Origin of the sequence: Algiphilus aromaticivorans DG1253 (assembly GCF_000733765.1) — a bacterium.
In the GTDB taxonomy this organism is placed as follows: domain Bacteria; phylum Pseudomonadota; class Gammaproteobacteria; order Nevskiales; family Nevskiaceae; genus Algiphilus; species Algiphilus aromaticivorans.
Map to the genome: position 1 here is coordinate 2107436 of NZ_JPOG01000001.1, position 24745 is coordinate 2132180.

General features: G+C 65.4%; 19 protein-coding genes. 2 read left to right on the plus strand and 17 right to left on the minus strand.

The window, feature by feature from the left end:
- Window positions 1-5: 5 nt before the first annotated feature.
- From U743_RS09890 to U743_RS09920, 7 genes are all read right to left on the minus strand, one after another.
- Window positions 6-1697, minus strand: coding sequence for a cytochrome P450 (locus U743_RS09890; RefSeq protein WP_156966400.1), 1692 nt, complete (start codon window positions 1695-1697; stop codon window positions 6-8).
- A gap of 38 nt (window positions 1698-1735) precedes the next feature.
- Complete coding sequence (locus tag U743_RS09895; protein ID WP_232226764.1) at window positions 1736-3109, minus strand: DUF1329 domain-containing protein; 1374 nt, start codon at window positions 3107-3109, stop codon at window positions 1736-1738.
- Between the two features lie 121 nt (window positions 3110-3230).
- Window positions 3231-5189 (minus strand): DUF1302 domain-containing protein, encoded by a 1959-nt coding sequence (locus U743_RS18125; protein ID WP_084191464.1) that lies wholly within the window; start codon window positions 5187-5189, stop codon window positions 3231-3233.
- 54 nt (window positions 5190-5243) lie between these two features.
- Entirely contained in the window at window positions 5244-6251 is a 1008-nt protein-coding gene (locus tag U743_RS09905) for an SDR family NAD(P)-dependent oxidoreductase (protein WP_043767794.1), read from the minus strand.
- A 15-nt stretch (window positions 6252-6266) separates the two neighbouring features.
- Complete coding sequence (locus U743_RS09910) at window positions 6267-6941, minus strand: sterol desaturase family protein (RefSeq protein WP_043767797.1); 675 nt, start codon at window positions 6939-6941, stop codon at window positions 6267-6269.
- 5 nt (window positions 6942-6946) lie between these two features.
- Window positions 6947-8566, minus strand: a complete 1620-nt coding sequence (locus tag U743_RS09915; protein WP_052367856.1) for an aldehyde dehydrogenase family protein — start codon at window positions 8564-8566, stop codon at window positions 6947-6949.
- Entirely contained in the window at window positions 8563-10245 is a 1683-nt protein-coding gene (locus tag U743_RS09920) for a GMC family oxidoreductase (protein WP_043767801.1), read from the minus strand. Before U743_RS09920 ends, U743_RS09915 begins: the two co-directional genes overlap by 4 nt.
- 129 nt (window positions 10246-10374) lie before the next feature.
- On the opposite strand from U743_RS09920, the gene U743_RS09925 reads away from it, so the two are divergent.
- Complete coding sequence (locus U743_RS09925; RefSeq protein ID WP_043767806.1) at window positions 10375-11157, plus strand: TetR/AcrR family transcriptional regulator; 783 nt, start codon at window positions 10375-10377, stop codon at window positions 11155-11157.
- 91 nt (window positions 11158-11248) lie between these two features.
- Window positions 11249-12028 carry an SDR family NAD(P)-dependent oxidoreductase gene (locus tag U743_RS09930; protein WP_043767809.1) on the plus strand — a complete coding sequence of 260 codons (780 nt, stop codon included), beginning with the start codon at window positions 11249-11251 and terminating at the stop codon, window positions 12026-12028.
- A 217-nt stretch (window positions 12029-12245) separates the two neighbouring features.
- Here the strand turns inward: U743_RS09930 and U743_RS09935 are convergent, their stop codons facing one another.
- The 10 genes from U743_RS09935 to U743_RS09980 form a co-directional block, all read right to left on the minus strand.
- The gene (locus tag U743_RS09935) at window positions 12246-13634 is read right to left on the minus strand and encodes a DUF1329 domain-containing protein (RefSeq protein WP_043771841.1); all 1389 of its coding nucleotides are present in this window, start codon (window positions 13632-13634) and stop codon (window positions 12246-12248) included.
- 10 nt (window positions 13635-13644) lie between these two features.
- Window positions 13645-15249, minus strand: coding sequence for a DUF1302 domain-containing protein (locus tag U743_RS09940; RefSeq protein ID WP_043767812.1), 1605 nt, complete (start codon window positions 15247-15249; stop codon window positions 13645-13647).
- Complete coding sequence (locus U743_RS09945) at window positions 15246-16127, minus strand: SDR family NAD(P)-dependent oxidoreductase (protein WP_084191763.1); 882 nt, start codon at window positions 16125-16127, stop codon at window positions 15246-15248. Before U743_RS09945 ends, U743_RS09940 begins: the two co-directional genes overlap by 4 nt.
- A gap of 58 nt (window positions 16128-16185) precedes the next feature.
- Window positions 16186-17472, minus strand: a complete 1287-nt coding sequence (locus tag U743_RS09950) for an MFS transporter (RefSeq protein ID WP_052367866.1) — start codon at window positions 17470-17472, stop codon at window positions 16186-16188.
- An 11-nt stretch (window positions 17473-17483) separates the two neighbouring features.
- Window positions 17484-18581: an amidohydrolase family protein gene (locus tag U743_RS09955; protein WP_043767815.1), complete on the minus strand. Its 1098-nt coding sequence runs from the start codon at window positions 18579-18581 to the stop codon at window positions 17484-17486.
- A gap of 121 nt (window positions 18582-18702) precedes the next feature.
- On the minus strand, window positions 18703-21033 hold the full coding sequence (locus U743_RS09960; RefSeq protein WP_084191467.1) for an efflux RND transporter permease subunit: 2331 nt from the start codon (window positions 21031-21033) through the stop codon (window positions 18703-18705).
- The gene (locus U743_RS09965) at window positions 21033-22067 is read right to left on the minus strand and encodes a WD40/YVTN/BNR-like repeat-containing protein (protein WP_052367868.1); all 1035 of its coding nucleotides are present in this window, start codon (window positions 22065-22067) and stop codon (window positions 21033-21035) included. The genes U743_RS09960 and U743_RS09965 overlap by 1 nt, the downstream gene beginning before the upstream one ends.
- 84 nt (window positions 22068-22151) lie before the next feature.
- Window positions 22152-23357 (minus strand): acetyl-CoA C-acyltransferase, encoded by a 1206-nt coding sequence (locus U743_RS09970; protein ID WP_043767818.1) that lies wholly within the window; start codon window positions 23355-23357, stop codon window positions 22152-22154.
- 98 nt (window positions 23358-23455) lie between these two features.
- The gene (locus tag U743_RS09975) at window positions 23456-23914 is read right to left on the minus strand and encodes a MaoC family dehydratase (protein WP_043767821.1); all 459 of its coding nucleotides are present in this window, start codon (window positions 23912-23914) and stop codon (window positions 23456-23458) included.
- A 23-nt stretch (window positions 23915-23937) separates the two neighbouring features.
- Entirely contained in the window at window positions 23938-24723 is a 786-nt protein-coding gene (locus U743_RS09980) for an SDR family oxidoreductase (RefSeq protein ID WP_043771851.1), read from the minus strand.
- Window positions 24724-24745 lie beyond the last annotated feature (22 nt).

Below are 24745 nucleotides of genomic sequence, written 5' to 3' on the forward strand. Positions count from 1 at the left end.
CGCCCTTATTCCTCGACCAGCTTCAGCGCCTGAGTCGGGCAGAGCTCCACTGCCTGATCGACCTTCGCCTTGTCCCCGGGATCGACTGCCTCCTTGACGATGTGCAGCACACCGTCCGCCCCCACCTGGAAATGCGCCGGGGACTCGCCCATGCAGACGGCGTGGCCCTGGCATAGATCGCGGTCGACCGTCACGCGCAGGCTGCGTGCAGCGCTCGCGGGGGCCTCCTGCGCAGTGTGTGCAGTGTGGACAGGACAACCGGCTGCGGCCGCGTCCGGGATGGCCTCCGGCGCACCGGCCGTGCCGTAGCGTGTAGCGAAGCTGCCCGGATCACGGCGCCGGTAGCGCACCCGGCAGGGCTCCTCCGGCTGCACGATCATCTCGGAGTAGTCGTCGACGTAGCTCTCGGGCCGATCAACCAGCTCAAAGTCGTATCGGCGCAGCAGCACAGCGAAGATCGCCTTGATCTGGAACATCGCGAAGGCGTTCCCGGAGCACTTGTGCTTGCCGCCGCCGAACGGCTGATAGGCCATGATGTTCTTGTCCTCGCGGCGCCCTTCCCCGAAGCGATCCGGGTCGAAGACCTCCGGGTTCGGAAACAGGCTCGACATGCGATGCGTCACCGGTGGCGAGGCCCAGACCATGTCCCCCGAGCGAATCGTGTAGCCCTTGAAATTGAGGTCCTCGTTGACCTGGCGCATCAGGATGATCAGCGGTGGATGCAGGCGCAGCACTTCCTTGAGCACGCAGTCCAGCACATGCATCTCGCGCATGTTCTGGTAGGTGATCTCGCCTTCGGCGCCGAGCAGTTCGTCGACCTCCTCGCGTGCCTGCTTGAGGATGTGTGGATGCTTCAACAGCTCGAGCAGCATCCAGGCGGCCGTACCGGAGCTGGTGTGGTGCCCGGCGAAGATGGCACCGATGAGCATGCCGGTGATCTCGTCCTCGGACAGCGCCGTGCCATCGGCGTAGCGCATGTCGATCAGGCTCTGGAACATGTCGTCGGGCTTGTCCGACTGCTCCGCACGCCGCCGTACGATGTCGCCGACAAGCTGCTTCAAGCGCTTGCGCGCCCGGTCGCGGCGGCGGAAGCGCGGAATCGGCAGATTGGGGAAGTGATAGGCGACCGGGTGCACGCCTTGCTCAAGGTCGTGATAGATCTCCGCGAACTCCTCGTTGAGTTCATAGCGAAACTCGCGGCCGAGCAGGCAGTGACTCGCAGTGTTGATCGTCAGCTGCTTCATGAAGGCGACCAGCTCGATCTCGCCCGCCTTCTCCCAGTTCGCGATGAGCTCCTCGACCTCCTGCACGACCTTGGTCGAATGGTTGCGCATGGCCTCCGCACGCAGCGTCGGCATCAGCATGCGCAGCTGCTCATTCTTGCGCTCGATGGGTGCGTCGAAGATGACGCCCTCGCCGAAGACGGGCGTCATCAGTTTATAGGCAGCGGACTGATCCAGCTGCTCATCCGAGCCGCGGTAGAAGACCTCGCTGGCTTCATCGCCGGTGAGCAGCACCACGCGCTGGCCGAGCAGACGGAAAGAGGCGATCTCGCCGCCTCTGCGCGCAACGTCCGAGACGAAGTGGAAGGGATTCCGGACGAAGGAGATCAGATGACCCGCCCAGGGCAGGCCACCCGGATGCGAGGGCGGATTGGGCCCGCCGCCGCGCGGTTGTGTCATCGTGTGGGTTGCCATGGCTGCACTCCTGTCTGCTCGCTGTGGGGATTGCCGGACTAGCGGCCCGCCCGGGCGGCCGCCTCCGGCGCGAACTGCTGGGGCCGCATCGGCTGATTGAGACGCCACCAGCCGTCGCCGGCCTCGTTGACCAGGTAGTCCGCCTCGTAGGCGCCCGAGGTCAGGTCGTGGAAAAGCGAAACGCCGCGCTGGTAGGTCCCCGATTCCTGCGAGTAGAAGTACAGCACCCAGTTGCTGCGCCAAATATTGCCGCGCGTGTCGTAGTTATCCGACATGTGCGCCAGCCAGGTGTCCTCGTGCGCATAGATACGCCGCTTGCCGTAGACGTGGCGGTACTCCTCCTTCAGGTAGCCGTCGATGACCCAGACGCGATGCAGCTCCCAGCGCACATGCTCGGGGTTGATGGTCTTGGACTGAATGAGCTCGTCGTAGCTGATATCGGGGTCGTTGACCCGGAAGTTGTGGCGCGGGATGTACATCTCCTTCTTGCCCACCAGCTTCCAGCTATAGCGCTCCGGCGAGCCGTTGAAGATGTAGTCATCGTCGGAGGTCCGCATGCCGGCCGGCGGCACGGGATAGTCGTGACCGATCTCGGGGGCCTTGCGCACGCGGCGGGTGCCAGGGTTGTACTGCCAGGCCTGCGTCGAGTCGTTGGCGAAGTTGTTCGGCTGGTAGCCGACGTTGATCTCGCCGCGGTTGCTCGGTGGCGCCAGCAGTTCGATGAAGAGATAGCCGCCAACCTTGTCGCTGAAATAACCGCGCTCGTCCGGATCGGGATTGGCGCCCGCGTTCATGGTCGTGAAGTCCCATTTCCCCCACGAAACAGTGCCGTCGCCCTGCACGACCGCGATGTCGTAGATCGCGTGTTCGGTCCAGGCACGGTGCGGCTGGGTGACATTCCAGATCGCTTCCAGCCCATTCTCAGGAAAGGGAAAGGGGTGCGCCCCGGCCATGCCTTCCAGGCCCAGGCCGTCGTCGACGATCTTGGCGTTCTCGGCGTTGTAGCGAACCGCGTCGCAGACCCAGTCGTGATAACGGAAATCGCGGTGGCTGGAGTAGACATTCATGCGGAACTGTTCCGGATACTTCTGGAACATCTGCTTAAGACTTTCGCTCAGGCGCTCCGCGTGCTCCTTGTAGTTGTCCGCGGTAATCGTGACGATCGGCTCTTCGTCGGCGTAGGGTCCGGGTTCATAGCCGTGCGGCTTGCTCTGGCCGGGCCAGGTCTTGAACCATTTGCCGGTGTATTCGGCGACGCCGCTTTCGGTGCCCTTCCGGGGCGCCCCCATGCAGTTGAGCTCGTCACCGCCCAGCTTGGCGATCTGCTCCTTGGTCGCATCCGCCCATAGCTGTGCCACGGGCGCGCAGATTCCGATCATCAAGCCGATGCACGCGGCGCGTTGCATTGTCATGGTCGCCTCCTCAGGTTGTTCGCCTTGCACCGTCCTGCATGGTGCGTGGTAGTAATTTCTACTCTATTACTGATAATTCGTATTACTCATTCCGGACTAGTGCCGGGCTGCCGCTCGGGCATCAGAAGAAGTCGTACTCCATGCTCAACCCGATGGTGTCGCGGTCGGCCAGCGGCCGATCCAGGAAGTGCGGCGCACCACCGAGGAAGCCGCTGTACTGGATGCCGATCGTCAGGCGCTGCTGGCGCGTGAACTCGAAGCCGATACCGACACGGGTGTCGTTCTCATCGAAGAGCGAGCCAAAACCACCGTTGAGCGGCGAACGGCCTTCGAGGGCCTGTTGATAGGAGATCGGCACGGTCAGGTCCCAGCCCGGGAACAGCGAGTAGTGCTGGAGAATGGCGAGCACCGATACCGCCCAGGCCTGCCGATCGAACTGCAGCTCCTTGAAGTACTCACCTTCCGTATCCCCTTCCTGACTGGGCTGCGCCTGCACATCGGTCGCCTCGACCCAGCCAAGCTCACCGACCAGCGATAGGCTGTCGAAGAGCCACGGCGGACGGCCGCTGTAGATGGCGTTGACCAGCACTTGATTCGTGTTGGCCCGCGTCGGCGTCGGAATCGGGCCGTTGACGCCGTTGGGCACATCCACGTTGACGTCGACCCCACGGCGATGGATGACCTCCGCCGCAACGTTCACGCCGGCGAAGAGGGTCGACAGGCTCATCGCGTAGAGATCGACGTTGTCGAAATAGCGAATGTTGTAGCTCGCCGGCACGTTGATGCCCAGATCGGCCGTCGTTATCGCCGGTATCAGCGTGGCGCCGGCGATTTCCTGCTCGGGGATGATGGCCAGCTCGCCGAAGTTGGTGACCACCGCCGGCGTCTTCTGGTGATAGCGCAGGTAGTAGGCTCCGAACTCGGTCACCGGTGTCAGCTGATACTTCAGTCCCGCACCGTATTCCGGGTCATCCGACTCGATGTAACCGGCGAAGGTCGGGTTCAGCCCCTCCGGCGCGTCAAGGATGGAGTTCGCCCCGCCCAGCGGCAGACGGATCGGCGGCAGGCCGTCGAGCGGCAGCGACAACAACAGGTTCTCCAGTGCCTCCACCGGCAGCTGGTTGTCGAAGAACGCCTCGTCGATGGTCATGACGAGGCCGGCGATCTGGTCGGGATCGGTGATGTCGAGCTCGGCTAGGTTCTCCGTGTTCAATGGGTTCTTGAGGCCGTAGATCATCTCGGCCCCGGGACCGACGACATCGCTGGGCGAATAGAAGCTGCCGATGGGGTCGATCTCGAAGGGCTTGAAGTCGACGATGTATTGACCGAGCAGCGTGAGGCGCCGAGAGAGCGTGAAGCGGAAGGAGGCCTGGTTGACCGGCAGCAGGATGCTCTTGACGTCGATACCCGGAACCGTCGCGCGCGTCGCATCGGCCGGCGCCTGCGCCTGTGCGATACCGCTGAAGAAGAGACTCTCGCCCCAGGCGGCGATGTGCCGACCCACCCGAACGTTGAGCGCCATCGTGTCGCCGAAGTAGAAATTGCCGTAGACATAGGCATCGAGCAGGCGCGCGCGACGGTGGCTGCGACTTTCGGCAGCGTCCGTGAAGGTATTGAAGGGCTCCTGCGAGGTATTGATGCTATCCGGCGAATCGTGATCGTTGCGACCGGCATAGGCGTGGTCGTAAAAGGCGTCGCCGCGGATCAGAAAGCCGTAGTCTCGCCAGGAGAAATCGAGATCCCCGAGCAGCGACGCTCGGTTGTTGACCATCGCCCACTGGTCGAAATTGCGATTACCGTCGTCGTAGTTGTGCGACTCGGGATACTTCAGAAACTCGGCAACGGGCACCTCCGGGCTACCCGGCGTATCGATGATGCGCGGGTCCGGATTCTCGAGCCGCCATGCGGCCGCGTAGCTGGCCTTGAGCGAGTACGCGAGGTCGATACCGTAGAAGTCGGCGCGCCCGGCCTCAGCCGCCGGAAGCCAGCACGCCAACAAGCCGAGCAAACAGCCGGTAACACGCGATGCATGTCGGTGGCGCACCACGTCGCGCCACCTCCCCCCAGAATCCTTCTGCATAGTCCCCTCCGATGTGCACGTCCACTCTCTTTATTACCGCGCGGGTGGATCGGCTCAGGCTGCTGCCCGCAACTGCTCGACCGTCAGGCGAATCCCCTCTTCAAGGGAAACCGCCGGCTGCCATTCCAGATCGCGCCGAGCCTTGGCGATGCTGAAGTAGTGATGCGTGACCATGTAGCGGACAGAGAAGCGCGTCATGCCGTTCTCCGCGTTCAGCGTGCCGCCGCGCAGCGTGTCGATGCCCTCCGCCACGGCGGCCGCCGAGTAGGCGATCCAGTACGGCACCTTTCCCTTGATCGGCGGGTAGCCCATGGCGACCACCAGCTTCTCGATGAAGTCGAAGAAGGCCATGGGCTCGCCGTTGGTTACGAAGTAGGCCTGACCGCACACCGGTGAGCCGTCCTCCAGCCGCGCCTCAGCGGCAACGACGGCATCGACGAGATTGCTGATGTAGGTGAAGTCGGAAAGCTTGTCGCGATTGCCCACCGCCTTCGTCAGCTTGCCGGCGGCGGCCTTGTCGAGAATGGCCGGCACGAATCGATTGTCACCGGCACCGAAGACCACGTGCGGGCGGATCGCGCAGGTATGTGCACCGCCCTGCCCGCTTTGCGCCAGCACGACCTTCTCGGCGGCGATCTTGCTGTCGGCGTAGGGCGCCTGCGAAATGCGCGAATAGGGCAGGCTTTCGTCGCCGTATTCGATGTCCTGGCCCTCGTAGACCGCGCTGGCGGAGCTCATGTAGACAAGGCGCGGTATGCCGTGCGCGCGACAGGCCGCCAGCACATTCTCGGTGCCGGTCAGGTTCACCGCCCACACATCCTCCTCGCGGCTGTGCTTGGTGTGTACCAGCGAGGCGTTGTGAATGACGCTGTCGACCCCCGCGAAAGCCGCCTTGACGGCATCGGCGTCGCGGATATCGAGCTTGACGAAGCGGACATCGCCGCGAAAGGGGCGATCGAGCATGTCCGCGCAGATCACCCTGAAGCCTTCGTCGGCAAAGCGATCGACCAGCGCGCGCCCGACGAAGCCCTGCCCCCCCGTTATAAGAATCGTTCTGCTCATGCTGCGCTCCCGGATCTACTTGAAGGTGCCGAAGGCCTGATCCCAGAACGGAAAGATCGAGGCGTAGTTGTATTTCAGCTTGGCGTGATGGATGTCGTGCTTCTCGGCCCAGAAGTTGAAGAGCCGGAAGGCCGGATGCGGCAGCACGAGATTGCCGTGCACGATGATGTTCACGGTCGAATAGACGAACCAGGTCGTCAGGAACGAGACCGTGCTGATCGGCCCCAGGATCACGATCGCCAGAACCAGCAGCCCCAGGCCAGCGATGTTCTCGGCCGGATGCAGGAAGATGCTCTCCGGCGCCGTCGGAAACTTCACGTAGTGGTGGATGCGGTGCACATGCTTGAGCACCCGCGGTTGATGCATGAAGCGGTGCAGGAAGTAGTACATGAAGTCGTAGAGCAACAGCACTGCGAGCACCTCGCCGATGAAATGCGCCGTGCCCGGCCAGCCCGCATACATCGCCCAATCGCCCAGGTAGAAGAAGAAGGCGGCGAGAACCGACAGCGACAGCACATTGTTGAGCTGCGTGTTCACCATCAGACGCGTCTTCGGAATCTGATAGGTGCTGGGCGTGCGGATGCGGTACTTCGAGAAGCGCTCCGACTTGGCCGCCCAGGACAGCGTCTGCATGAGCACGCCGTCGAAGGCCAGGATGGCCGCGAATGCGATGAAGAAAGCGGTATCCATGACTCCTACCTCGTGGATTGTGTGGCGCCGGAAGCGCGGTTTCCGCGCATCAGGCTGAGAAGACTCTTGAAACGCTGGCGCCAACCGGTCGCGAAGAGCAGCCGGATGCCGTTGCGCGCCTTGGCGTAGTCGCCCGCCCCGACCGGATACAGCCGCTGCGGAACGGCGACGGGAAAACGATCGCTGAGCACGGCCTTGGGATTGGTGTAGGCGCGCAAGCCGTCGCGCCCGTTCATGCGCCCGAAGCCGGAATACTTGACGCCGCCGAAGGGCAGATCCTGATTCAGGTAGCACAGCCCGAAGTCGTTGATGCAGGTCGCGCCCGCCTCGAGTTCGGCGGCGATGCGCTCGGCGCGCTTACGGTCGCGCGAAAAGACCGAGGACTGCAGACCGAAGTCAATGGCATTGGCGATGCGCACGGCCTCGGCGTCGTCGGCGGCGCGCATGATCAGCATCACCGGCCCGAAGACCTCCTCGCGGGCGATGCGCATCTCGGGGGTGACATCGACCAGCACCGTCGGCGGATAGAAGCTTCCGGAGGCGCCTTCGGGAAGCCGACCGCCGACCAGCGCGCGGGCACCGGACGCCAGCGCATCGCGCACCAGCTCGTCGACGATGCGCACCTGCTGCGGCGTCGTCATGGCGCCGACATCCAGCGTGCCGGGTTGCTCCGGCACACCCTGGCGCATGTCGCCGGCGATGCGGGTCACCTCTTCGACGAAGCGGTCAAAAATGCCCGCCTGCACGATGAGGCGCTCGGAGGCGATGCAGTTCTGGCCGAGATTGATGAAGCAGCCGCTCAACGCCGAGTGCACGGCCTGCTCCAGATGCGCATCATCGCAGATGATCATCGGATCCTTGCCGCCCAGCTCCATGACCACCGGCGTCAGATGCTCGGCACTGCCCTCGATGATCTTGCGGCCGTTGCCCACCGAGCCGATGAAGAGAATCTTCTGCACCCGGCTGCGCACCAGCGCCGCACCGGTCTCGCCATAACCGTTGATGATCTGCACGGTCTCGGCCGGGAAACCCTCGGCGACCAGCGCCTCCTCGAAGACCCGCCGGAAGCGCTGCGTCGACCAGGCCACTGCCTCGGAGGCCTTGAGGACCACCGCGTTGCCCGCCATCAAGGGCGCAACCAGCGAGCCGAAGATGTTCTGGAAAGGATAGTTCCAGGGCACGATGCAGGCCACCACGCCCAGCGGACGATATTCGATGCGCCCCTTCTTGTGCTTGAGCAGCCCGGACGGCACCGACTCGCTGCGCAGATGCTTCTCGCCGTAGCGGATGATCCAGCGAATCTTGTTGCAGACCGGCATTACCTCGCCCAGCAACGCGTTCTCCCAGGTCTTGCCGGAATCCGCGACGACAGCGGCGCAGAGCTCGTCGACGTCGTCGAGGATGCTCTGCAGCATGCGGCGCAGCACCGCCCGGCGCTGGCGGAAGCTGCTCTGCGCCCACTGCTTCTGCGCCGCGCGTGCGCGCTCGACCGCCTCCTGCACCTCCGCCGGGGTGGCGGCGGGCAGCGTGCCCAGCGTCTCGCCGGTGGCCGGATTGCGACAGTCGATCTCCGTGACCTGGCGGAGCGGCGTCTCGGGCGCTCTTGCCTGTGCTTCGACACTCACGTGCGTGCTCCCTCAAGAATGAATTCCGCAGCGCGATAACCGACCATCATGCTCGGCGCGTTCAGCGCCGAGACCGGAATTTCCGGAAAGACGGAAGCGTCGGCCACGCGCACATTGGCCAGGCCCTTCACGCGTAGCTGTGCGTCGACCGGGCTGGCGTCGTCCGTGCCCATGCGGCAGCTGCCGCAGTAGTGAAAGGTCGTCATCGTGGCCTGGTGGACCCAGCGCCAGCGCTTGCGCGCGTCCTCCGCCACGGCCGCCTTCGACAGCGGCCGGGCGCCGGCAGAAGCCAGCGGCGGCTGCTCGGCGATGCCCTGTGCCCTGGCGATGGCCGCGTCCATGGCTTCGCGGTCGGCAGCGGTCGCGTAATAGGCCTGGTCGACCAGCGGGCTGTCCTCCGGCTGCGCCGACGCCAGCCGCACGCGGCCGCGCGAACTCGGCTTGCCCAGAATGACGACGATGCCGAAGATCCTCGATACGAAGCGCTTCAGCGGCGGCAGCAGGAAGGCACCGCGCACCAGCGCACGCAGCAGGCTGCGCAGCGGCCGCAGCCGGTAGAGCCGGCCGGGCAGCGCCAGGATCGGCAGCATGCGCAGCATCGATTCCTTCAGCGAAGCCGGTGCCGCGTAGCAGACAAAGCAGGTATCGGGCGGCGCCGGCTCTGCCCCCCGCTCGCGCGCGGCGCCGAAGGCGTAGATTTGCGGATAGCGGAAATCGACGGGCACGCGCCCGCGGTAGAAGACGCAGACGTTGGGGTGATCCTGCAGGTTCTCGCCAACACCCGGCGCATCCAGTACCGGCGCGATGTCGTGCTGCTGCAGATGCACCGCTGGGCCGACGCCGGAGAGCATGAGCAGCTTCGGACTCTCCAGCGCGCCGGCGCAGAGGACGACTTCCTCCGCGACGTCCACGCGCTGCAGTTCCCCGTTGCGCCGGAACTCGACAGCCACGGCGCGACGCTGTGCATCGAAGATCAGCCGCTGCACCACGGCGCCGCTTAGAATCTCCAACTGCGCATGCTGCTGACCGTGCAGCCAGACCCGATAGGAACTGCGTCGCTCGTCGCCCTCGTAGTTCATCGCGTTGCAGCCGACGACCTCGCCGAGGTCGCCGTCGTTCATCCCATCCTTGCGCGCGAAGCCGGCGCCGCGGGAGGCGGCGATGAAGCGCTCGGCGAAGGGCGTGGGCGCACGCGGCCGGATGCGCAGCCGCGCCTCGATGGCCTCGAAAGCCGGCACGACGTCCTCCCACTGCCAGCCCTGGGGCCAGGCCGCGAAGTCGCGCCGATCGCCTCGCGTATAGACCATACCGTTGACGCCACCGCTGCCGCCCAGCACACGGCCGCTGCCCATGTAGAGCGAGCGCCCGCCGCAGCCCTCCTGCGGCACGCTCATGCGATGCCACATCAGAGCGTCGTTGGTGAAGCTGTGCTTGAAGCCGTCGGCCGACAGTGTTTCCGGATGCTGCTCGGCGGCGTCGCCGGCCTCGATCAGCAGCACGCGCCCGGCTCCGGCTTCGGCCAGCTGACCGGCGAGCACACAGCCCGCCGAGCCGCCGCCGACGATGACGTAGTCGTAGACCGTATCGCCCGCAGCAGCCTGCGGTGGCAGATCCCGCTGCTCACCGGCTGTCGCACTGCTGTCTCCTCGCGGCTGAGCCACAACGCGCATCGGGCGCATAATTTATCTTTCATTTCATGTAACGACAATTACTACATTAGAATGCCGGCGTACCCGTGTCAACACGCCCGGGCCACAGGCTCGGACGGCTTCGAATCCCCCCCGCCAACCGATGGATACAATGACGTCATGAGCCAGCCCACCAAGACCCCGAAAGGCGGCGAATCGGGCACTTCCAAGCCGAGGAAGGGCCGGCGCCCCCAGGCCAGCGATCTGCGTGCGGCCAAGGACGAGCTCTATCGCCGCCACATCCTGGCGGTGGCCGAGAGCGTCTTCGCCGAGCAGGGCTTCGCCAGCACCAAGATGCAGGACATCGCGCGCTCGGCCGGCATCTCGCTCGGCACGCTCTACCAGTCCTATGCCAGCAAGCGCGAGCTGCACCGGAGCGTGCTGATTGCTCGCGATACGGAGATGTTCGAGGCCGTGATGCAGAAGGGGCAGGCCGTGCTCCAGCAGCCCGAGTCCATCGAGCGGCTGCTATGGCTGCAGCGCACGCATCTGGAATTCATGCTGGAGCATCCCGACTATCTGCGGATGCAGCTGCACGAAGGCTACGTCTGGTATCACGACGCAGCCTGGCCGAGTTCCGAGGAGCAGCAGCTGTGGATTCGCGGCCTCGACGTCATCGAACAGGTCTTCGACTGGGGGCGCCGCCAGGAACTCTTCGTCCCGGGGACTGCGCGTGACGATGCGCGCCTGCTCATGGTCATGCAGCAGACGCGGCTGGCGAACTGGATGATGGACGAGATGCGGGAATCCCACGAAACCGTGATCGGCCGCGTACTGGCCGATTTCGTCCGGCAGTTCTGCCGCCCGGATGTCGCCGCCGGGATGCTCTCGGCAGACGGGGCAGCGCTGAGCCCAGCCGCGCAGGAGCGGCTCGGGGCCATCGATCAGAAACTGGGCGCTTGAGAGCTCGATAGCCCCCGGGCTCATCCTGTCGGACGAGGACAGGCAGCGGGCGAGCCCGCAATCGTGCCGCCTCCACCAAGGGGAGACCAAGATGACCCAGACGAGCAGCGGGGATTTTCCGGAAGGCGCCACCATTGTCTTCGGCGGCAGCGGCGGCATCGGCGCCATCATTGCCGAAGGCTTCGCGCAGGCGGGCAGCGATGTCGCTGTCACCTATCACAGCAAGGCCGAGCGCGCGCAGGAAGTCGCCGCCCGCATTGAGGGCGCCGGCCGCAAGGCAGCAGCGCTGCAGGTCGACGTGCGCGACGCCGCCCAGGTCGAGCAGGCGTGCGACACCGCCCTAAAGACCTTCGGCAGTGTGCATACGGTCGTCTTCGCTGCGGGACCGGTGGTCGAGCAGAAGCTGCTCGCCGATACCGAGCCCGAGCTGTGGCAGGCCTCGATGCAGACCGAGATGCAGGGCTTTCTGAACGTCACGCGCAACTTCCTGCCCGCGTTGCGCAGCAGCCAGGGCAGCTTCGTGCACGTGGGCTCGGCCGGCGATCGCTGGTGGCCACCCAAGGACGGCCTGTCGGTGGTGCCGAAGGCCGCCAACGAGGCGCTGGTCCGCGGCATTGCCAAGGAGGAGGGCGTTAACGGCGTGCGCGCCAACTCAGTGCTGGTGGGCGTCATCGAAGCCGGCATGTTCCTGGAACTGCTACAGCGCGGCGTCTTCGACGACGACTGGATCCGCGAGACGCAGAAGCTGCTGGCGCTCAAGCGCTGGGGCAAGCCCGAGGACATCGCCAATGCCGCGGTCTTTCTCGCGTCCCGACGCGCCGGCTACATCACCGGCGAGCAGCTCAACGTCTCCGGCGGCTTCGGCGTCTGAAGCCGGCGCCAGACAGCGGCTGAAGGGACAACCGCAGGAGGGGGAACCACAGATTACGCAGATTGGCGCAGATTGCTTTTTGATCGGATAGCGATCCGACGGCGTCTGGCCGCGAGTCCTGCAGTCAGACAATCAGCCATCTGCGGTCATCTGCGAAATCTGCGGTTGCCTTCCTGGTTTCAGCAGTCGCCTGCCGAGCAGTGACCTCCGGCGCACCTCACCGCCCCTGCCGGCGCAGGCCCTCCGGCGAGAATTCGCCCGGCCGCGGCTCGCGGAAGTTGAAGCGCGCGCCGGTGGGCTTCTCGTTGCTCAGCTTCTCGATGCTGTAGGAGCCCGCGTCGAGGTCGTGATACATGGAGACGTTGTTGTAGTAGCCGCCGGCATCGTAGGCATAGATCATGGCGTCGGTGGAGACGCGCCACAGCTCACCGCGCTTGTCGTACATGTCGGCGACCACCTTGTGCCAGCTGTCCTCCTCGACGTAGAAGCGGCGCTTCGAGTAGATGTGCCGCGTGCCCTCCTTGAGCGTGCCTTCGATCACCCAGACGCGTCGCCGCTCGTAGCGGATGTGCTCGGGATTGGGGTGGCCGATGGGGCCGATGAAATCCTCGTAGTCCAGTTCGCGCGACTCCATGCGGTAGTTGTGGAAGGGCACGATGAGTTCCTGGCGGCCGACCAGTTTCCACTCGAAGCGATGCGGCGAACCGTTGAAGCCGTTCTGCTCGTCGACCACCCGCGGGCCCTGCGGCACCGGGTAGTCGTGCTGTACATCCGGCGTCTTGCGCACGCGCCGCGTGCCCGGATCGTACTGCCAGGCCTCGCGCCCGCTACCGTCCCGGAAATCGTAGGTATTCGCCGACAGCGTCGTGCGCCCCTTGTTGCGGGGCGGCGCCAACTCCTCGCTGAGGCTATAGGCAAAGATGTCGCCGTCCTCCCAGCCTTCGCGATCGTTGCCGCGCGCATAGGGCGAATAGGTCTTCAGCAAGACCTCCGATTCGGTAACGCTGCCGTTGGCGTGCACATACCTCGAAACCTGCGGCGCCTCGATCAGCCACGGTGCGGTCGCCGAGATCACGTTGTAGATGATGTGCAGCCCGCTTTCCGGAATCGGGAACGCGGGCCCGCCGTAAGCGCCGCGCAGGAATTCGCCGTCGTGGGTGAGCTCCGCCTGCTCGGCATTGCGCCGCATGTTCTCGATGCGACGATCCGACGGCCGAAAGTCGCGCCGCGTCGGATACACCTGCATCTCGAAGGATTCCGGATAGGCCTCGAAGAGCGCCTTCTGGCCGGGGCTGAGCAGCTCCGCATATTCATCTACGTTGTCGGCGGTGATCGTATACAGCGGCTCGTCGTCGGCATAAGGATCGGCGTGAACCTTGCCATCGTGGCTGATATGCGGCGGCACCCCCTGCCACTTGCCGCTCCATTCCGGAATGGAGTCGTCCTCGTTGGCGGCCGCGACAGCACCGCTGGGAGTAAGCGCACCACCGAGATCCTCGGGACCATACTCGGCCGATGCGGGATCTGCGTGTGCGGGAAGGGCGAGGCCTAGACCGATGAGGCCGGCGCACAGAAGGAAAAGGAATCGCGATGGGATGGTCGTCATTGCAGGCATCTCAGAAGCTGTAGCGCGCGGAGAAGGAGGCGAAGCTGCGATCGGCGAGCGCGCGGCGATCGACATCGGGACTGCCGTCGAAGAGGTTGTAGGCCAGCTCAATCTGGAAATTGGCCAGATAGGTGCCGGCGATACCGATGCGATAGCGGCGATCGCCCTGCCCGGTCAGGCTGCCCAGCGACGCCGTCAGCGAAGTCTTGCCCTCGAAGGCGTTGGCGTGAGCGAAGGTCACCGTCGCGTCCCAACCGGGCAGTACCTGCTGCCAGGTCGCAATAAGCTGGCCCTGGAAGGCCGCCGCGTTTCGGCTGTTACTGAGCTCGTCGTACTCCTCACCACCGTCCTCGACCGGATCGACGTCGGCGACATGCACCCCGCTGACCTCACCGACCGCGATGAGCTGATCCCAGAACGCAGTGGGCAGGAAGATGTAGGTGGCACCCAGATTGGCCTGCCAAATATCACCACGCGTCGGCGTCGGCGCTGGCGATCCGGCCAGCGCCGGTGCGTCCACGGTCGTGGCAGCGTCCCAGCGATGGCTGAGCTCGCTGGTCACTGCCGTGCCGAAGACATCCGTGCTCAGGCTGATCGAGGCTAGACGAATGTCATCGGTATAAGCCACCTGATAGCTGCTCTGACCGCCGATCAGCTGTGCCGGTCCCGGATTGTTGAAGACGACCCCGATCGGGTTCTTGTCGTCGTACTCCATGTAGTGGATGGCGACTTCGGTACCCAGACCGAAGAGATACTTCATCGCCACACCCCAGTCGCCGGTTTCGCCCGGCTTGATGTCCGCCTCGCGCGGCACCTGTACATCGCCCACGACTGGCAGTCCCTCGACGATCAGGAACTCGGCGCCCGGCCCCACCACGTCGGTGCTACTGAAATAAGCGCCCACCGGATTGAGCTCGGTGAAGCTGCGCTCGTACTGGTAGTAGGCCGACACACCAAGACGCGTACCGAGTCCGATCTGCGCGTGCACCTGGCCGACCGGCAGCAGGATCTCCTTGACCTCGGTGCCCGGCACGTTCGAGCTGGTGGCGTCGGCGGGACTCTGCGCGCCGCTGGTGTTCGGGAAGAAGAGGCTCTCGCCCCAGGAGACTACCTGCTCACCGGCACGGATATTGAAGCTGGTATCGCCGAGGAAAAAGGAGGTGTAGGCGTAGGCGTCCAGCACCCGCGCCCGGCGCCCCAGCCGGCTCTTCATGGCATCGCTGAAGCGATCCGTCGCGCCGTCGCGATTGCGGCGCTCCGGCGCATCGTGATCGGGCGTGCCGCCCATGATGGCCTCGTCGTAGAAGGCGCTACCGCGCAGGAAGACGCCACTGCGCCCGCGCTCGAGCTGCAGCTCGCCCAGCACCGCCGCGCGATTGTTGACCAGCGACTCCCTTTCGAAATTGCGATTGCCGTCATCGCCATTGATATTGGCTAGCAAGCGGTCCGATGCGCTCTCGCCGCGCATGGCGGCGCTGTAGGTGAGATTGGCCAGATACTCCATTTGCCAGTGCTCACCGAAGTACAAGGTGTTCGCGCTCGCCACCGGAAGCGCGGCGGCGGCCGTCAGTCCTGCCAATGCGCCGGCGGCGCGTATCCCCCATTGCCTCGTCATGCTGTCTCCTGTTGGTCTGCTGCTCCGCGCGTGTGCGCGCTGTCGGTGCTACCGGCTCCCTGCATCAACGCATCACCGAGCGGCGTTGTTCCATCCAAGGCATGCAAGGGCTGCTGCAGCATCTGCAGCAGATCCCGGCTCGTGGAAACGACCCCCGCAACGGGGCCCGCGATGGCGCAATAGGCGGCCTCGGCCATCATCTCCACCGGTTCCACCCACTCCGGCCGGCTGTCGCCCAGGGCCCTGACCACTTCGTCGGCGCCCTCGGTATGCGCAATCTTGCTGGGCAGAATGGCGTTGACGTGCACGCCGCTGCCGTGCAGCTCGGCGGCGAGCGCCTGGGTGTAACGCTCCAGCGCCGCCTTCGCGGCACCGTAGAGCGCCAGCTTGTGCACGAGCGCCGGCGAGCCCGGATAGGGAATCGGCGGCTGGCGCGCCGTCTCGCTGCTGATGTTCAGCACGCGCCCCCAGCCCTGCTCGCGCATACCCGGCAGCAGCGCCTGCGTCAGGTCCACTGCCGCGTGGAAATTGACGGCGAAGGTCGCTTCGCGGGCGGCGCGGTCGATGCGACTCGGCGGCGCAAAGGCAGGTATGGCGGCCGCGTTGTTGACCAGGATGTCGATCGGCCCGAAGACCTTCCCAGCGCGGTCGCCGAGCGCCGCGCATTCGTCGGAATCGGCGAGATCGGCGATCACCGCCTTGGCCTTACCACCGACAGCACGAATGCGCCGGCAGCTCTCCTCCAGACCCTCGGCCGAGCGCGCAGAGGCGCTGAGCACCACTGCCACACCGTGGGCTGCCAAACGCTGCGCGATAGCGCGACCGATACCGCGGCTTGCCCCCGTAATCAACGCCACCCGCCCTGTCAGCGCGGTCATGCTCGGTTCGGTCATCGCGGGCCCCGCCGGAGGCCGCGGCTTCGGACGCCCCCGGATCTCATGCCCGTGCCTCGGCGGCGCCCGCAACGGCCGCACGCGCGCCGGCCGGTCTGACTGCCGCTATCAGCAGCGCCGCCACCAGCGCGAAGCCGATGAAGGTCCAGAACGCGACGTCATAGCTGCCGAAGCGGTCGAAAACTTCCCCGATGTAACGCACCGAGAAGATCGAAAGCGGCATGACGATCAGGCTCATCGTGCCCATTACCGAGCCGAAGGAAGCCGAGCCGAAGGCGTCGGCAAGCAGCGTCATCCACAGCGGGTAGGCGCCGCCCACCGCCAGCCCCACCGTTGCGCAGGCCACTACCAGGCCTGCGTAGCCGGGCTCGATCAACAGCACGGCCAGGAAAACCAGGTGACAGAAAGCCACCAGTGCAAATAGCCAGCGCTTGTCAACGCGGTCAGCCAGCGCGCCGATGAGCAGCTTGCCGGCGATCGCCGACACAGTCAGGCAGGACACCAGCAGCGCCGCCTGCTGTGTGGAATAGCCGGCGTCCTCGCCGAAGGGAACGATGGAGGACAGCAGCGCCTGATCGGCACCGAAGAGCAGGCCACAACCAAGACCGATCAGCCAGAAGTTGCGATGGCGCAGCAACTCTCCAAGCGACCACCGTCGCGGCGTTTCGCCAGCCGCCCCACCGGCCCCCGGCGCGGGCCCCGCGTCGCCATCCGGCTGCAGGCCCACGCTCTCGGGCCGATCGCGGACCAGCCAGAGCACCAACCCCAGCATGGCGAGCGCTGCGAACACGCCGTGCACGGCCAGCGCCTGCCGCCAGCCGAAGCTTTCCAGCAGCGTGGCCAGCAACGGCGGCATGGCGAAGCCCCCTGCCGAGGTCGCCACCGCCAGGATGCCCATTGCCCGCCCGCGCCGGCGCTGGAACCAGCGCGAGGTCAGCGTGTTTGCGGCAAGCGCACCGCAAGCCACCGTGCCGAAACCCACCGGCGCGAAGATCGCCAGCCCCAGCAGCCACGGAGTCGGTGCCAACGACATCATCAGGAAGCCAGCCCCGAAGGCGCCGGCGCCGGCCCCCATAACGGCGCGCGCCGGCAACCGATCCATCAGGCGACCGACGATGGGTGACCAGGCCGCCATGCCCAACAGCAGCAGGATGAAGCCCAGGTTCGTGTCGGCGCGCGACAAATCGAAGCTCTCGGCCATCGGCCGCACAAAGAGCCCGAAGCAGTAGGTGGTGCTGCCGATGGCCAGCATCGTGCAGCCGAAACCCGCCGCCATGACCCACCAACCGCGGAAGATGCCGCTCGGCGCCTGCGCCCCCTGCGTCGCCATATCGGCCCGCCTTAGAGCGCGAAGGTGCGCAGCGCGTTGTCGCAGACGATCTTCTTGCGGTCGTGCTCCGGAATGCCGGCCTCGGTGAGCTGACTGACAACCTGCTGCTGCGAGTGAGGCCAACAGGTCGCCGGGTGCGGGAAGTCGGTAGACCAGTACAGACAATCGGCGCCGAAGTAGTCGTAGAAGGCCTTCAGCCCCTTCGGCTCGTACATGAAGGTAGCGCCGCACTGCGCGCGGAAGGTCTCCGAAGGCGGCCGATTCACGCCGGGGAACTCGTAGTGCTCGTGCATGCGCGGATCGAGCAGGAACTCGAAGAACCATGGAATCCAGCCCAGGCCCGGCTCGACGAATACCACGCGCAGATTCGGATGCTTCTCCAGCGTGCCGGTCAGGATCCAGAAACAGATCGCCTCAGCCAGTGGCGCCCAGGGCAACGCCGTGAAAATGCCCTTCTGCGGCGTGGGGTCGCGCCGGAAGATGCTCCACAGCTCGGTCTTGGGCTCAAGGTGATTCATGATGGTGAGCCCGGTCTCCTCGATGGTCCGCCACAGCGGCTCGTAGACCGGGTCATGAAAATCGGGCAGCCCCATATCCGCCGGGAAGGGCGTGATCTGCACGCAGCGCGCCTTGTGGTCGCGCGCCAGGCGCTCGACCTCGCGGCAGGCGAAGTCCACATCCATCAGCGGTAGCTGGTAGGCGCAGAGCAGCCGATCCGGGTTGTAGGAGGCGAAGTCGGCCAGCGCCTGGTTATAGCCCTGGAAGACCTCCTTCCAGGCATCCCCCATCAGCGCCGGATGGCAGACCTTGGCGCCGCCCAGCTCCGGGAAGAGCACCTCGGCCTGCACGCCGTCACGGTCCATGGCCGCCAGCCGCGCACCGGGCTCGCTGTAGCCGGGGTCCTCGGAGGCCTCGGGATCGACGAAGTCGCGCAGTTCGAGATTGGGCTGCCCGCCGCGCAAATGCTCGGCGGCGTAGGCCTCGGACTTGCGACCGGCCTCGTCCCAGACCGCCTGCAGATCGCGCCGAAGGCGCTGCTTGACCCAGTCGCCCGTAAGCAGCACATGGGAATCCGCCGACACCAGCTTTTGCTGCGCCATCTCGGTCATGCCTCGTCTCCTCCCGCGATCGCACGCGGATCGTTATATGGAAACGACGCTATGAGCCCCCGGCCGGGCCGGCCTCCCATATTCGGATGAGACCCGGCACAGCCCGACCGACGACAGGACGCTACTGCGAGCGGCGGTAGAACCAGGTACCCAATGCGGGCAACAGGCAGATGGCGCCAAACATGTTGACCAGGAACATGAAGGCCAGAAGCAGGCCCATGTCCGCCTGGAACTTCAGCGCCGACATCGTCCAGGTCGCCACACCGATGGACATGGTCAGGGCCGTGAAGACCACTGCCGCACCGCGTTCGCGCATGCCTTGCTCGAAGGCCGCCCGGAACTCGCTGCCCTCGCCCATGTGGTGTTGGATGCGCTCGAAGAGATAGAGGCCGTAGTCGACACCGACACCCACGCCCAGCGCGATCACCGGCAGCGTCGATGTCTTCAGGCCGATGCCGAGCACCGCCATCAGCGCGTTGGCGAAGACGCAGACCATGGCCAGCGGCACCAGAACGCAGAGCGCGCCGATCCATGAGCGGAAGGAAATCAGGCAGAAGAGCAGCAGCGCGCCGAAGATCGACAGCAGCATGCGCGCCTCGGCGGCGGCCACGGCTTCGTTGGTGGCCGCCATGACACCGACATTGCCGCTGGCCAACCGGAAGGTCACGTTCTCCGTGTCCTCCTGCTCGATGAAGCGCTTAGCCTCCTCGACGACGTGTGCAACCCGCTCACCCTCGTGATCCTCAAGGAAGACCATGGCCTGGATCGCCCGACAGCTCTCGGTATTGATGCCAAGCTGTGGGTCAAAACCGCGCGAACCCACGGCCATGCCGGCCTGGCTGCGCGGCAGCGCCTGCCATTGCGGATTGCCTTCGTTGAAGGCCCCCATGATCCGCTTGGTCACGCCCGCCACGCTGACCACCGAGCGCACGCCAGCGACGCCGCGCATATGCAGCTCGAAACGGTCGACGGCATCCATGACTTCGTAGTGCAGGCAGGAATCGCCCTCGAAGCCCGGCGCCTCGATGATCACCGAGAGGATGTCCGTACCGACGGTGTAGCTCTCCGATATCACGCGTCCGTCGTAGTTGTAACGCGAGTCCTCGTGCAGCTCCGGCGCGCCGGTGCCGCTGTCGCCGATCACCAGATCCCGCGACAGCCAGGTGGAACCGACCAGAAGCACCAGAGCGACCACCAGCACCCAGCGCGCGCCCTGCGGCGTGGCGCAGCCCGACAAGCTGGAAAGCAGACGTGTCGCCCAGGGCGGCTCACCCTGGCGGGAACGCGCCATGCTCTTTTCTTCCAGCTGCAGACGTGCCAACAGGATCGGCAGGATCATCTTGTTGGTGATGATCATCAGCAGCACACCGATACTGGCCGTGATGCCCAGCTCGTGCACGATGGGAATGTCGATCAGCATGATGACGCCGAAACCCAGGGCTTCGGTCAGAAGCGCCACCGAGCCCGGCACGAAGAGCTTGCTGAAGGCGTTCTTAGAGGCGGTCACTGAGTCGGCACCGCCGATGACCTCCAGACGCCAGGCGCTGGTCATCTGCACGGCGTGGGAGACACCGATGGCGAAGATCAGGAAGGGCACCAGGATCGACATCGGATCGATGCCGTAGCCAATCATCGGCAGCACGCCCAGCAGCCAGAGCACCGGAAGCGCCGCGACGAAGGTAGCGATCCAGGTGATGCGCATGGAGCGCGTATAGAGATAGAGCAGCAGCATCGTCAGCACGAAGGCCAGCGCGAAGAAGGCGATGACCCCGAGCAGACCGTTGATGACATCACCCAGCAGGCGCGCGAAGCCGATGATGTTGACTTCGATGTTCTCGTTCTCGAACTTCTCGCGCAGATCCGTGAGCTTCTGCTGAACTTCCCAGTAGTCGACGTTCTGGCCGTCCTCGCCCCGTTCGAGCAGGTCGGCCTGGATCATCGCCCCCTTCTGGTTATTGGCGACCAGCTGGCCGATCTGCCCGGAATGCTCGACGTTGTGTCGAATATCCTCGAGCTGCTCCTCGGTGCCGCTAAAGCGCGCCGGGATAACCGGCTCGCCGCGAAAACCGTAAGGCGTGACCTCAATATAGATGGTGTCCGGCGTGAACAGCGAGGAGACGGTTGTGCGGTTTACGCCGGGGATGAAGAAGACCTCGTCGGTCGCTTCCTCCAGCGCGGTCAGGAACTCCTCGTTGTAGATGTCGCCCTCGCCCTTCCAGCGCAGATTGACGAGGATCCGGTTAGCGCCGGAGAAGTCGTCCATGTACTCGAACATGGTGTCCATGTATTCATGGTTCACCGGGATCAGCTTGAGAAAGCCGGGATCCAGCTCGATGCGGGAGGCGCTGAAGCCGAAGGCGACGGTCACCAACAGGAAGACGGCCGACAGCGGACGACGGCAATCGATGATGAAGTTGCCGATGCGGTCGATCCAATTGCTTGCGGCGCTCATCAGCCTTCTCCCGTGTTGTTGGAGGTCTGCGGCGACAGGTCGATCAGCCTGGCGCCGGGCTCGCCCCCGACGATGACGCGGCTGTCGCCGGCGCCAAGCACGGTGGCGTAGTTGCCCTGCTTGCTGGGCTGTACCACCCGGAAATCGAAAGTATCGGGCTCGGCAACCAGCACGCGTTGCATGCCACCGACGAGCACCACGCGACCGTCGGCGAGCTGCGTGCCGCCGAAGAGGGTGTCCTCGACGCCGCTGTCGACCTCAGCCCAACTGTCACCGTGATCGCGCGTCTCGAAGACCTTGCCTTCCATGCCGAAGACGATCCAACGCTCTCCGCCCAGCGGCAGCGCACCGAACATGGAGCCCGGGTAATCGACATCCAGGGCCTCCCAGCTTTCACCGCGATCGCGCGAGCGCAGCACCAGCCCACGCTCGGCGGCGAGCAGCAGCGTGCCGTCGTCGGCAACAGCCAGGTCGTTGAGATGGCTTCCGTTGAAGACTTCGTGACGGTGCGACTGCCAGTTCTCGCCGCCGTCATCCGAAACCAGATACTGGCCGAAGCCGCCGACGGCAATCAGGCGTTCACCGTCGGCCGTGACGGCAATATCAAGCAGCGGCTCGGGGATATCCAGGTCCTCATGCACGCGCTGCCATGTCAGGCCACCATCCTCGCTGCGCTGGATGAGCAAATTGTGGCCGACGGCAAAGAGTGTGCGGTCGTCCACCGTGAGCAGGCGCGTGATGGCCGAGCCGGTATCGGAGGACGCATCGGCGTTGCGCCAGGGACCATCGGCGCTGTCGGCGATCAGGATGCGTCCCTTGGCGCCACCCGCGACGAAGTGATCGCCGCTGCGCGCCAGCCCGTTGATGAGGAGCTGGCCGGCCTGGAGCTGCGTCTCGGGGAAATCCGGCAAGGGGCGCGGCGTGAAGGAATAGACCGCACCGGCGGCAACCAGCAAGGCGAAGCCGATGGCCGGCCACCCCTTGCGAAAGCTACCGCGCGTTGGCTGCCCGCCGCCTGGCGAATTCTGTTGCATGCTCTGGCCTCCTCTCGCTGCCCGATCTGCGTCGGGTTCATCTGCATTGCGTGAAGGAGCGCGACTGCGCTCCGCGTCATCGACCTATTTGCCGACCTCGAAAAGCCCCGCTGCCCCCATGCCGCCACCGATGCACATCGTGACGACGACGTAGCGTACGCCGCGGCGGCGCCCCTCCAGCAGGGCGTGCCCGACCATGCGCGCGCCGGACATGCCGAAGGGGTGCCCGATGGCGATGGCCCCACCGTCGACATTCAGCCGGTCGTTGGGAATGCCCAGCTTGTCGCGGCAGTAGAGCACCTGGCTAGCGAAGGCCTCGTTGAGCTCCCACAGCCCGATGTCGTCAACCGACAAGCCGTGCCGCGCCAACAGCTTCGGCACCGCGAAGACCGGGCCGATCCCCATCTCCTCCGGCGCACAGCCTGCGACAGCACAACCGCGATAAATGCCGAGCACCGACAAGCCTTCGGCTTCCGCTACATCACGGCGCATGAGCAGCGTGGCGGCGGCGCCGTCGGACAGCTGCGAGGCATTGCCGGCGGTGATGAACTGCCCCTCGGCCACCCATTTGCCGTCCTTCCAGACCGGCTTCAGCGCCGACAGGCTCTCCAGCGTGGTATCGGCGCGGTTGCCCTCGTCCTTGCTCAGCAGCGCGTCTTCGTGCCCGGCCGGCTGCTTGTTCTCGTCGAAGACCAGCTTGCGGCTGGGCAACGGTACGATCTCCTCGTCGAAGCGCCCGGCTGCCTGCGCCTCGGCCGTGCGCTGCTGGCTCTGCAGGGCGTACTCGTCCTGAGCGGCGCGCGAGATGCCGTAGCGGCTGGCCACCAGCTCGGCGGTCTCGATCATCGGGATGTAGGCACCGGGCTCTTGAGCGATGGCCGCCTCGGAGACCGCGCGATGCGTGTTCTTGTGCTTGGTCTGCGTCAGCGAGATCGACTCCAGCCCGCCCGCGATAAGGGCCTCCTGCTCACCGGCGATGATGTTCTTGGCACCGATGGCAATGCTCATCAGGCCTGACGAGCACTGCCGGTCCAGCGTCATGCCCGGCACGGTCTGCGGCAAGCCGGCCGTGTAGACGCAAAGGCGGCCCAGGTTGTAGCCCTGCGTGCCCTGCTGCGCGGCCGCGCCCATGATGACGTCCTCGATGCGCTCACCCGTGATGCCGGCGCGCTCCAGGCAGGCGCGCACGACGTGCCCGCCCAGTACCGGTGCTTCGGTGTCGTTGAAGGCACCCCGGTAGGCCTTGCCGATGGGAGTGCGCGCGACGGAGACGATGGCTGCTTCTGGCATTACTGAATCCTGTTGTTGTTAGCCACGGTTTCTTGGAATTGGAATCGATCGGGGCGCCAACGGCGTTCTCGCAATCCGTACAACCTGTGGTTCCAAACTCAAAAGTAGTAGCGACTGATGGTGTCGGCGACGCAGGCCGGGCGCTCTTCTCCCTCGACCTCGACGGTGACGCGGATCACGGCCTGCACGCCGCCGTCCTTGGTGGCCTCGGCGGATAGCATCTCGCCGTGCCCGCGGATGCGCGCGCCGGCCTTCACGGCATTCGGGAAGCGCACCTTCTCGCAGCCGTAGTTCACCCCCATGCGCAGCTTCTCCAGTGCCACGATCTCGGGCAGGAAGCGGCTGACCAGCGACAGCGTCAGATAACCATGTGCGATGGTCGCGCCGAAGGGGCCTTCGGCCGCTCGCTTCGGATCGACGTGAATCCACTGATGGTCGTCGGTGGCATCGGCAAAGGTGTCGATGCGCTCCTGCGTCATCGTCATCCATTCGCTGCTGCCGAGCTGCTGGCCTGCGGCGGCGAGCACGGCGTCTGCGGAGTCGAAGGTCGTTGCCATATCTTCTCTTCGTCCTGTTGCGATCAGGGATGCTGGCTGGAGGCCGACAGCACCTCGCCCACCAGATAGGAACTGTAGTCGGAGGCCAGCATGACGATGCAGTTGGCGATCTCCCAGACCTCGGCGGCTCGGCCGAAGGCCTCGCGACTGGCGAGTTGCTCCAGCAACTCCGCCGGCGCGGTCTTGCGCAGATGGTCGTGGAAGGCGATGGAAGGCGCCACGGCATTAATGCGAATGCCGAATTCGGCGGCCTCCAGCGCGCTGCAGCGCGTCAGTGCCATGACACCGGCCTTGGCGGCAGCGTAATGCGCCTGCTCGACCTGCGCGCGCCAGCCCAGGACCGAGGCGTTATTGACGATGGCGCCCGCACCGCGCGGTTGCATGCGCTTGAGCATGGCGCGCGTCATGCGGAAGGTGCCGGTCAACGTCACATCCAGCACCTTGTGCCATTCCTCGTCGGACATATCGACGACGCGCTTGCTGCCGCCGAGCCCGGCGTTGTTCACCAGCAGATCGACACCACCGCAATGCGACTCGGCGGCTTCGATCAGCGCCTGTACCTCTTCCTCGACCGTAACGTTAGCGAGCTGGCCGGCAATCGCTGCGTCGGGGAAGTCCGCGCGCAGGGCCTCGACCGCTTCATTCAGGCGTCGCTCGTGGATGTCCGCGATCATCAGCGCCCGCGCACCTTCCTCCAGCACACGCCGCGCCGTGGCATTGCCGATGCCGCCACCGGCGGCGGCCGTGATCAGCACGGATTTGCCTGCGAGCAGGCCATGGGCCGGCACGTAGTCGGGGGGCGGGGTCATCGCATCTCCATGATTGGTGGCC

What these genes read in the sequence shown, in the direction of transcription:
- U743_RS09890 (WP_156966400.1), bottom strand. Translation starts at nt 1,697, where the DNA reads ATGGCAACCCACACGATGACACAACCGCGCGGCGGCGGGCCCAATCCG.
- U743_RS09895 (WP_232226764.1), bottom strand. Translation starts at nt 3,109, where the DNA reads ATGACAATGCAACGCGCCGCGTGCATCGGCTTGATGATCGGAATCTGC.
- U743_RS18125 (WP_084191464.1), bottom strand. Translation starts at nt 5,189, where the DNA reads ATGCAGAAGGATTCTGGGGGGAGGTGGCGCGACGTGGTGCGCCACCGA.
- U743_RS09905 (WP_043767794.1), bottom strand. Translation starts at nt 6,251, where the DNA reads ATGAGCAGAACGATTCTTATAACGGGGGGGCAGGGCTTCGTCGGGCGC.
- U743_RS09910 (WP_043767797.1), bottom strand. Translation starts at nt 6,941, where the DNA reads ATGGATACCGCTTTCTTCATCGCATTCGCGGCCATCCTGGCCTTCGAC.
- U743_RS09920 (WP_043767801.1), bottom strand. Translation starts at nt 10,245, where the DNA reads ATGCGCCCGATGCGCGTTGTGGCTCAGCCGCGAGGAGACAGCAGTGCG.
- U743_RS09925 (WP_043767806.1), top strand. Translation starts at nt 10,375, where the DNA reads ATGAGCCAGCCCACCAAGACCCCGAAAGGCGGCGAATCGGGCACTTCC.
- U743_RS09930 (WP_043767809.1), top strand. Translation starts at nt 11,249, where the DNA reads ATGACCCAGACGAGCAGCGGGGATTTTCCGGAAGGCGCCACCATTGTC.
- U743_RS09935 (WP_043771841.1), bottom strand. Translation starts at nt 13,634, where the DNA reads ATGACGACCATCCCATCGCGATTCCTTTTCCTTCTGTGCGCCGGCCTC.
- U743_RS09940 (WP_043767812.1), bottom strand. Translation starts at nt 15,249, where the DNA reads ATGACGAGGCAATGGGGGATACGCGCCGCCGGCGCATTGGCAGGACTG.
- U743_RS09945 (WP_084191763.1), bottom strand. Translation starts at nt 16,127, where the DNA reads ATGACCGCGCTGACAGGGCGGGTGGCGTTGATTACGGGGGCAAGCCGC.
- U743_RS09950 (WP_052367866.1), bottom strand. Translation starts at nt 17,472, where the DNA reads ATGGCGACGCAGGGGGCGCAGGCGCCGAGCGGCATCTTCCGCGGTTGG.
- U743_RS09955 (WP_043767815.1), bottom strand. Translation starts at nt 18,581, where the DNA reads ATGACCGAGATGGCGCAGCAAAAGCTGGTGTCGGCGGATTCCCATGTG.
- U743_RS09960 (WP_084191467.1), bottom strand. Translation starts at nt 21,033, where the DNA reads ATGAGCGCCGCAAGCAATTGGATCGACCGCATCGGCAACTTCATCATC.
- U743_RS09965 (WP_052367868.1), bottom strand. Translation starts at nt 22,067, where the DNA reads ATGCAACAGAATTCGCCAGGCGGCGGGCAGCCAACGCGCGGTAGCTTT.
- U743_RS09970 (WP_043767818.1), bottom strand. Translation starts at nt 23,357, where the DNA reads ATGCCAGAAGCAGCCATCGTCTCCGTCGCGCGCACTCCCATCGGCAAG.
- U743_RS09975 (WP_043767821.1), bottom strand. Translation starts at nt 23,914, where the DNA reads ATGGCAACGACCTTCGACTCCGCAGACGCCGTGCTCGCCGCCGCAGGC.
- U743_RS09980 (WP_043771851.1), bottom strand. Translation starts at nt 24,723, where the DNA reads ATGACCCCGCCCCCCGACTACGTGCCGGCCCATGGCCTGCTCGCAGGC.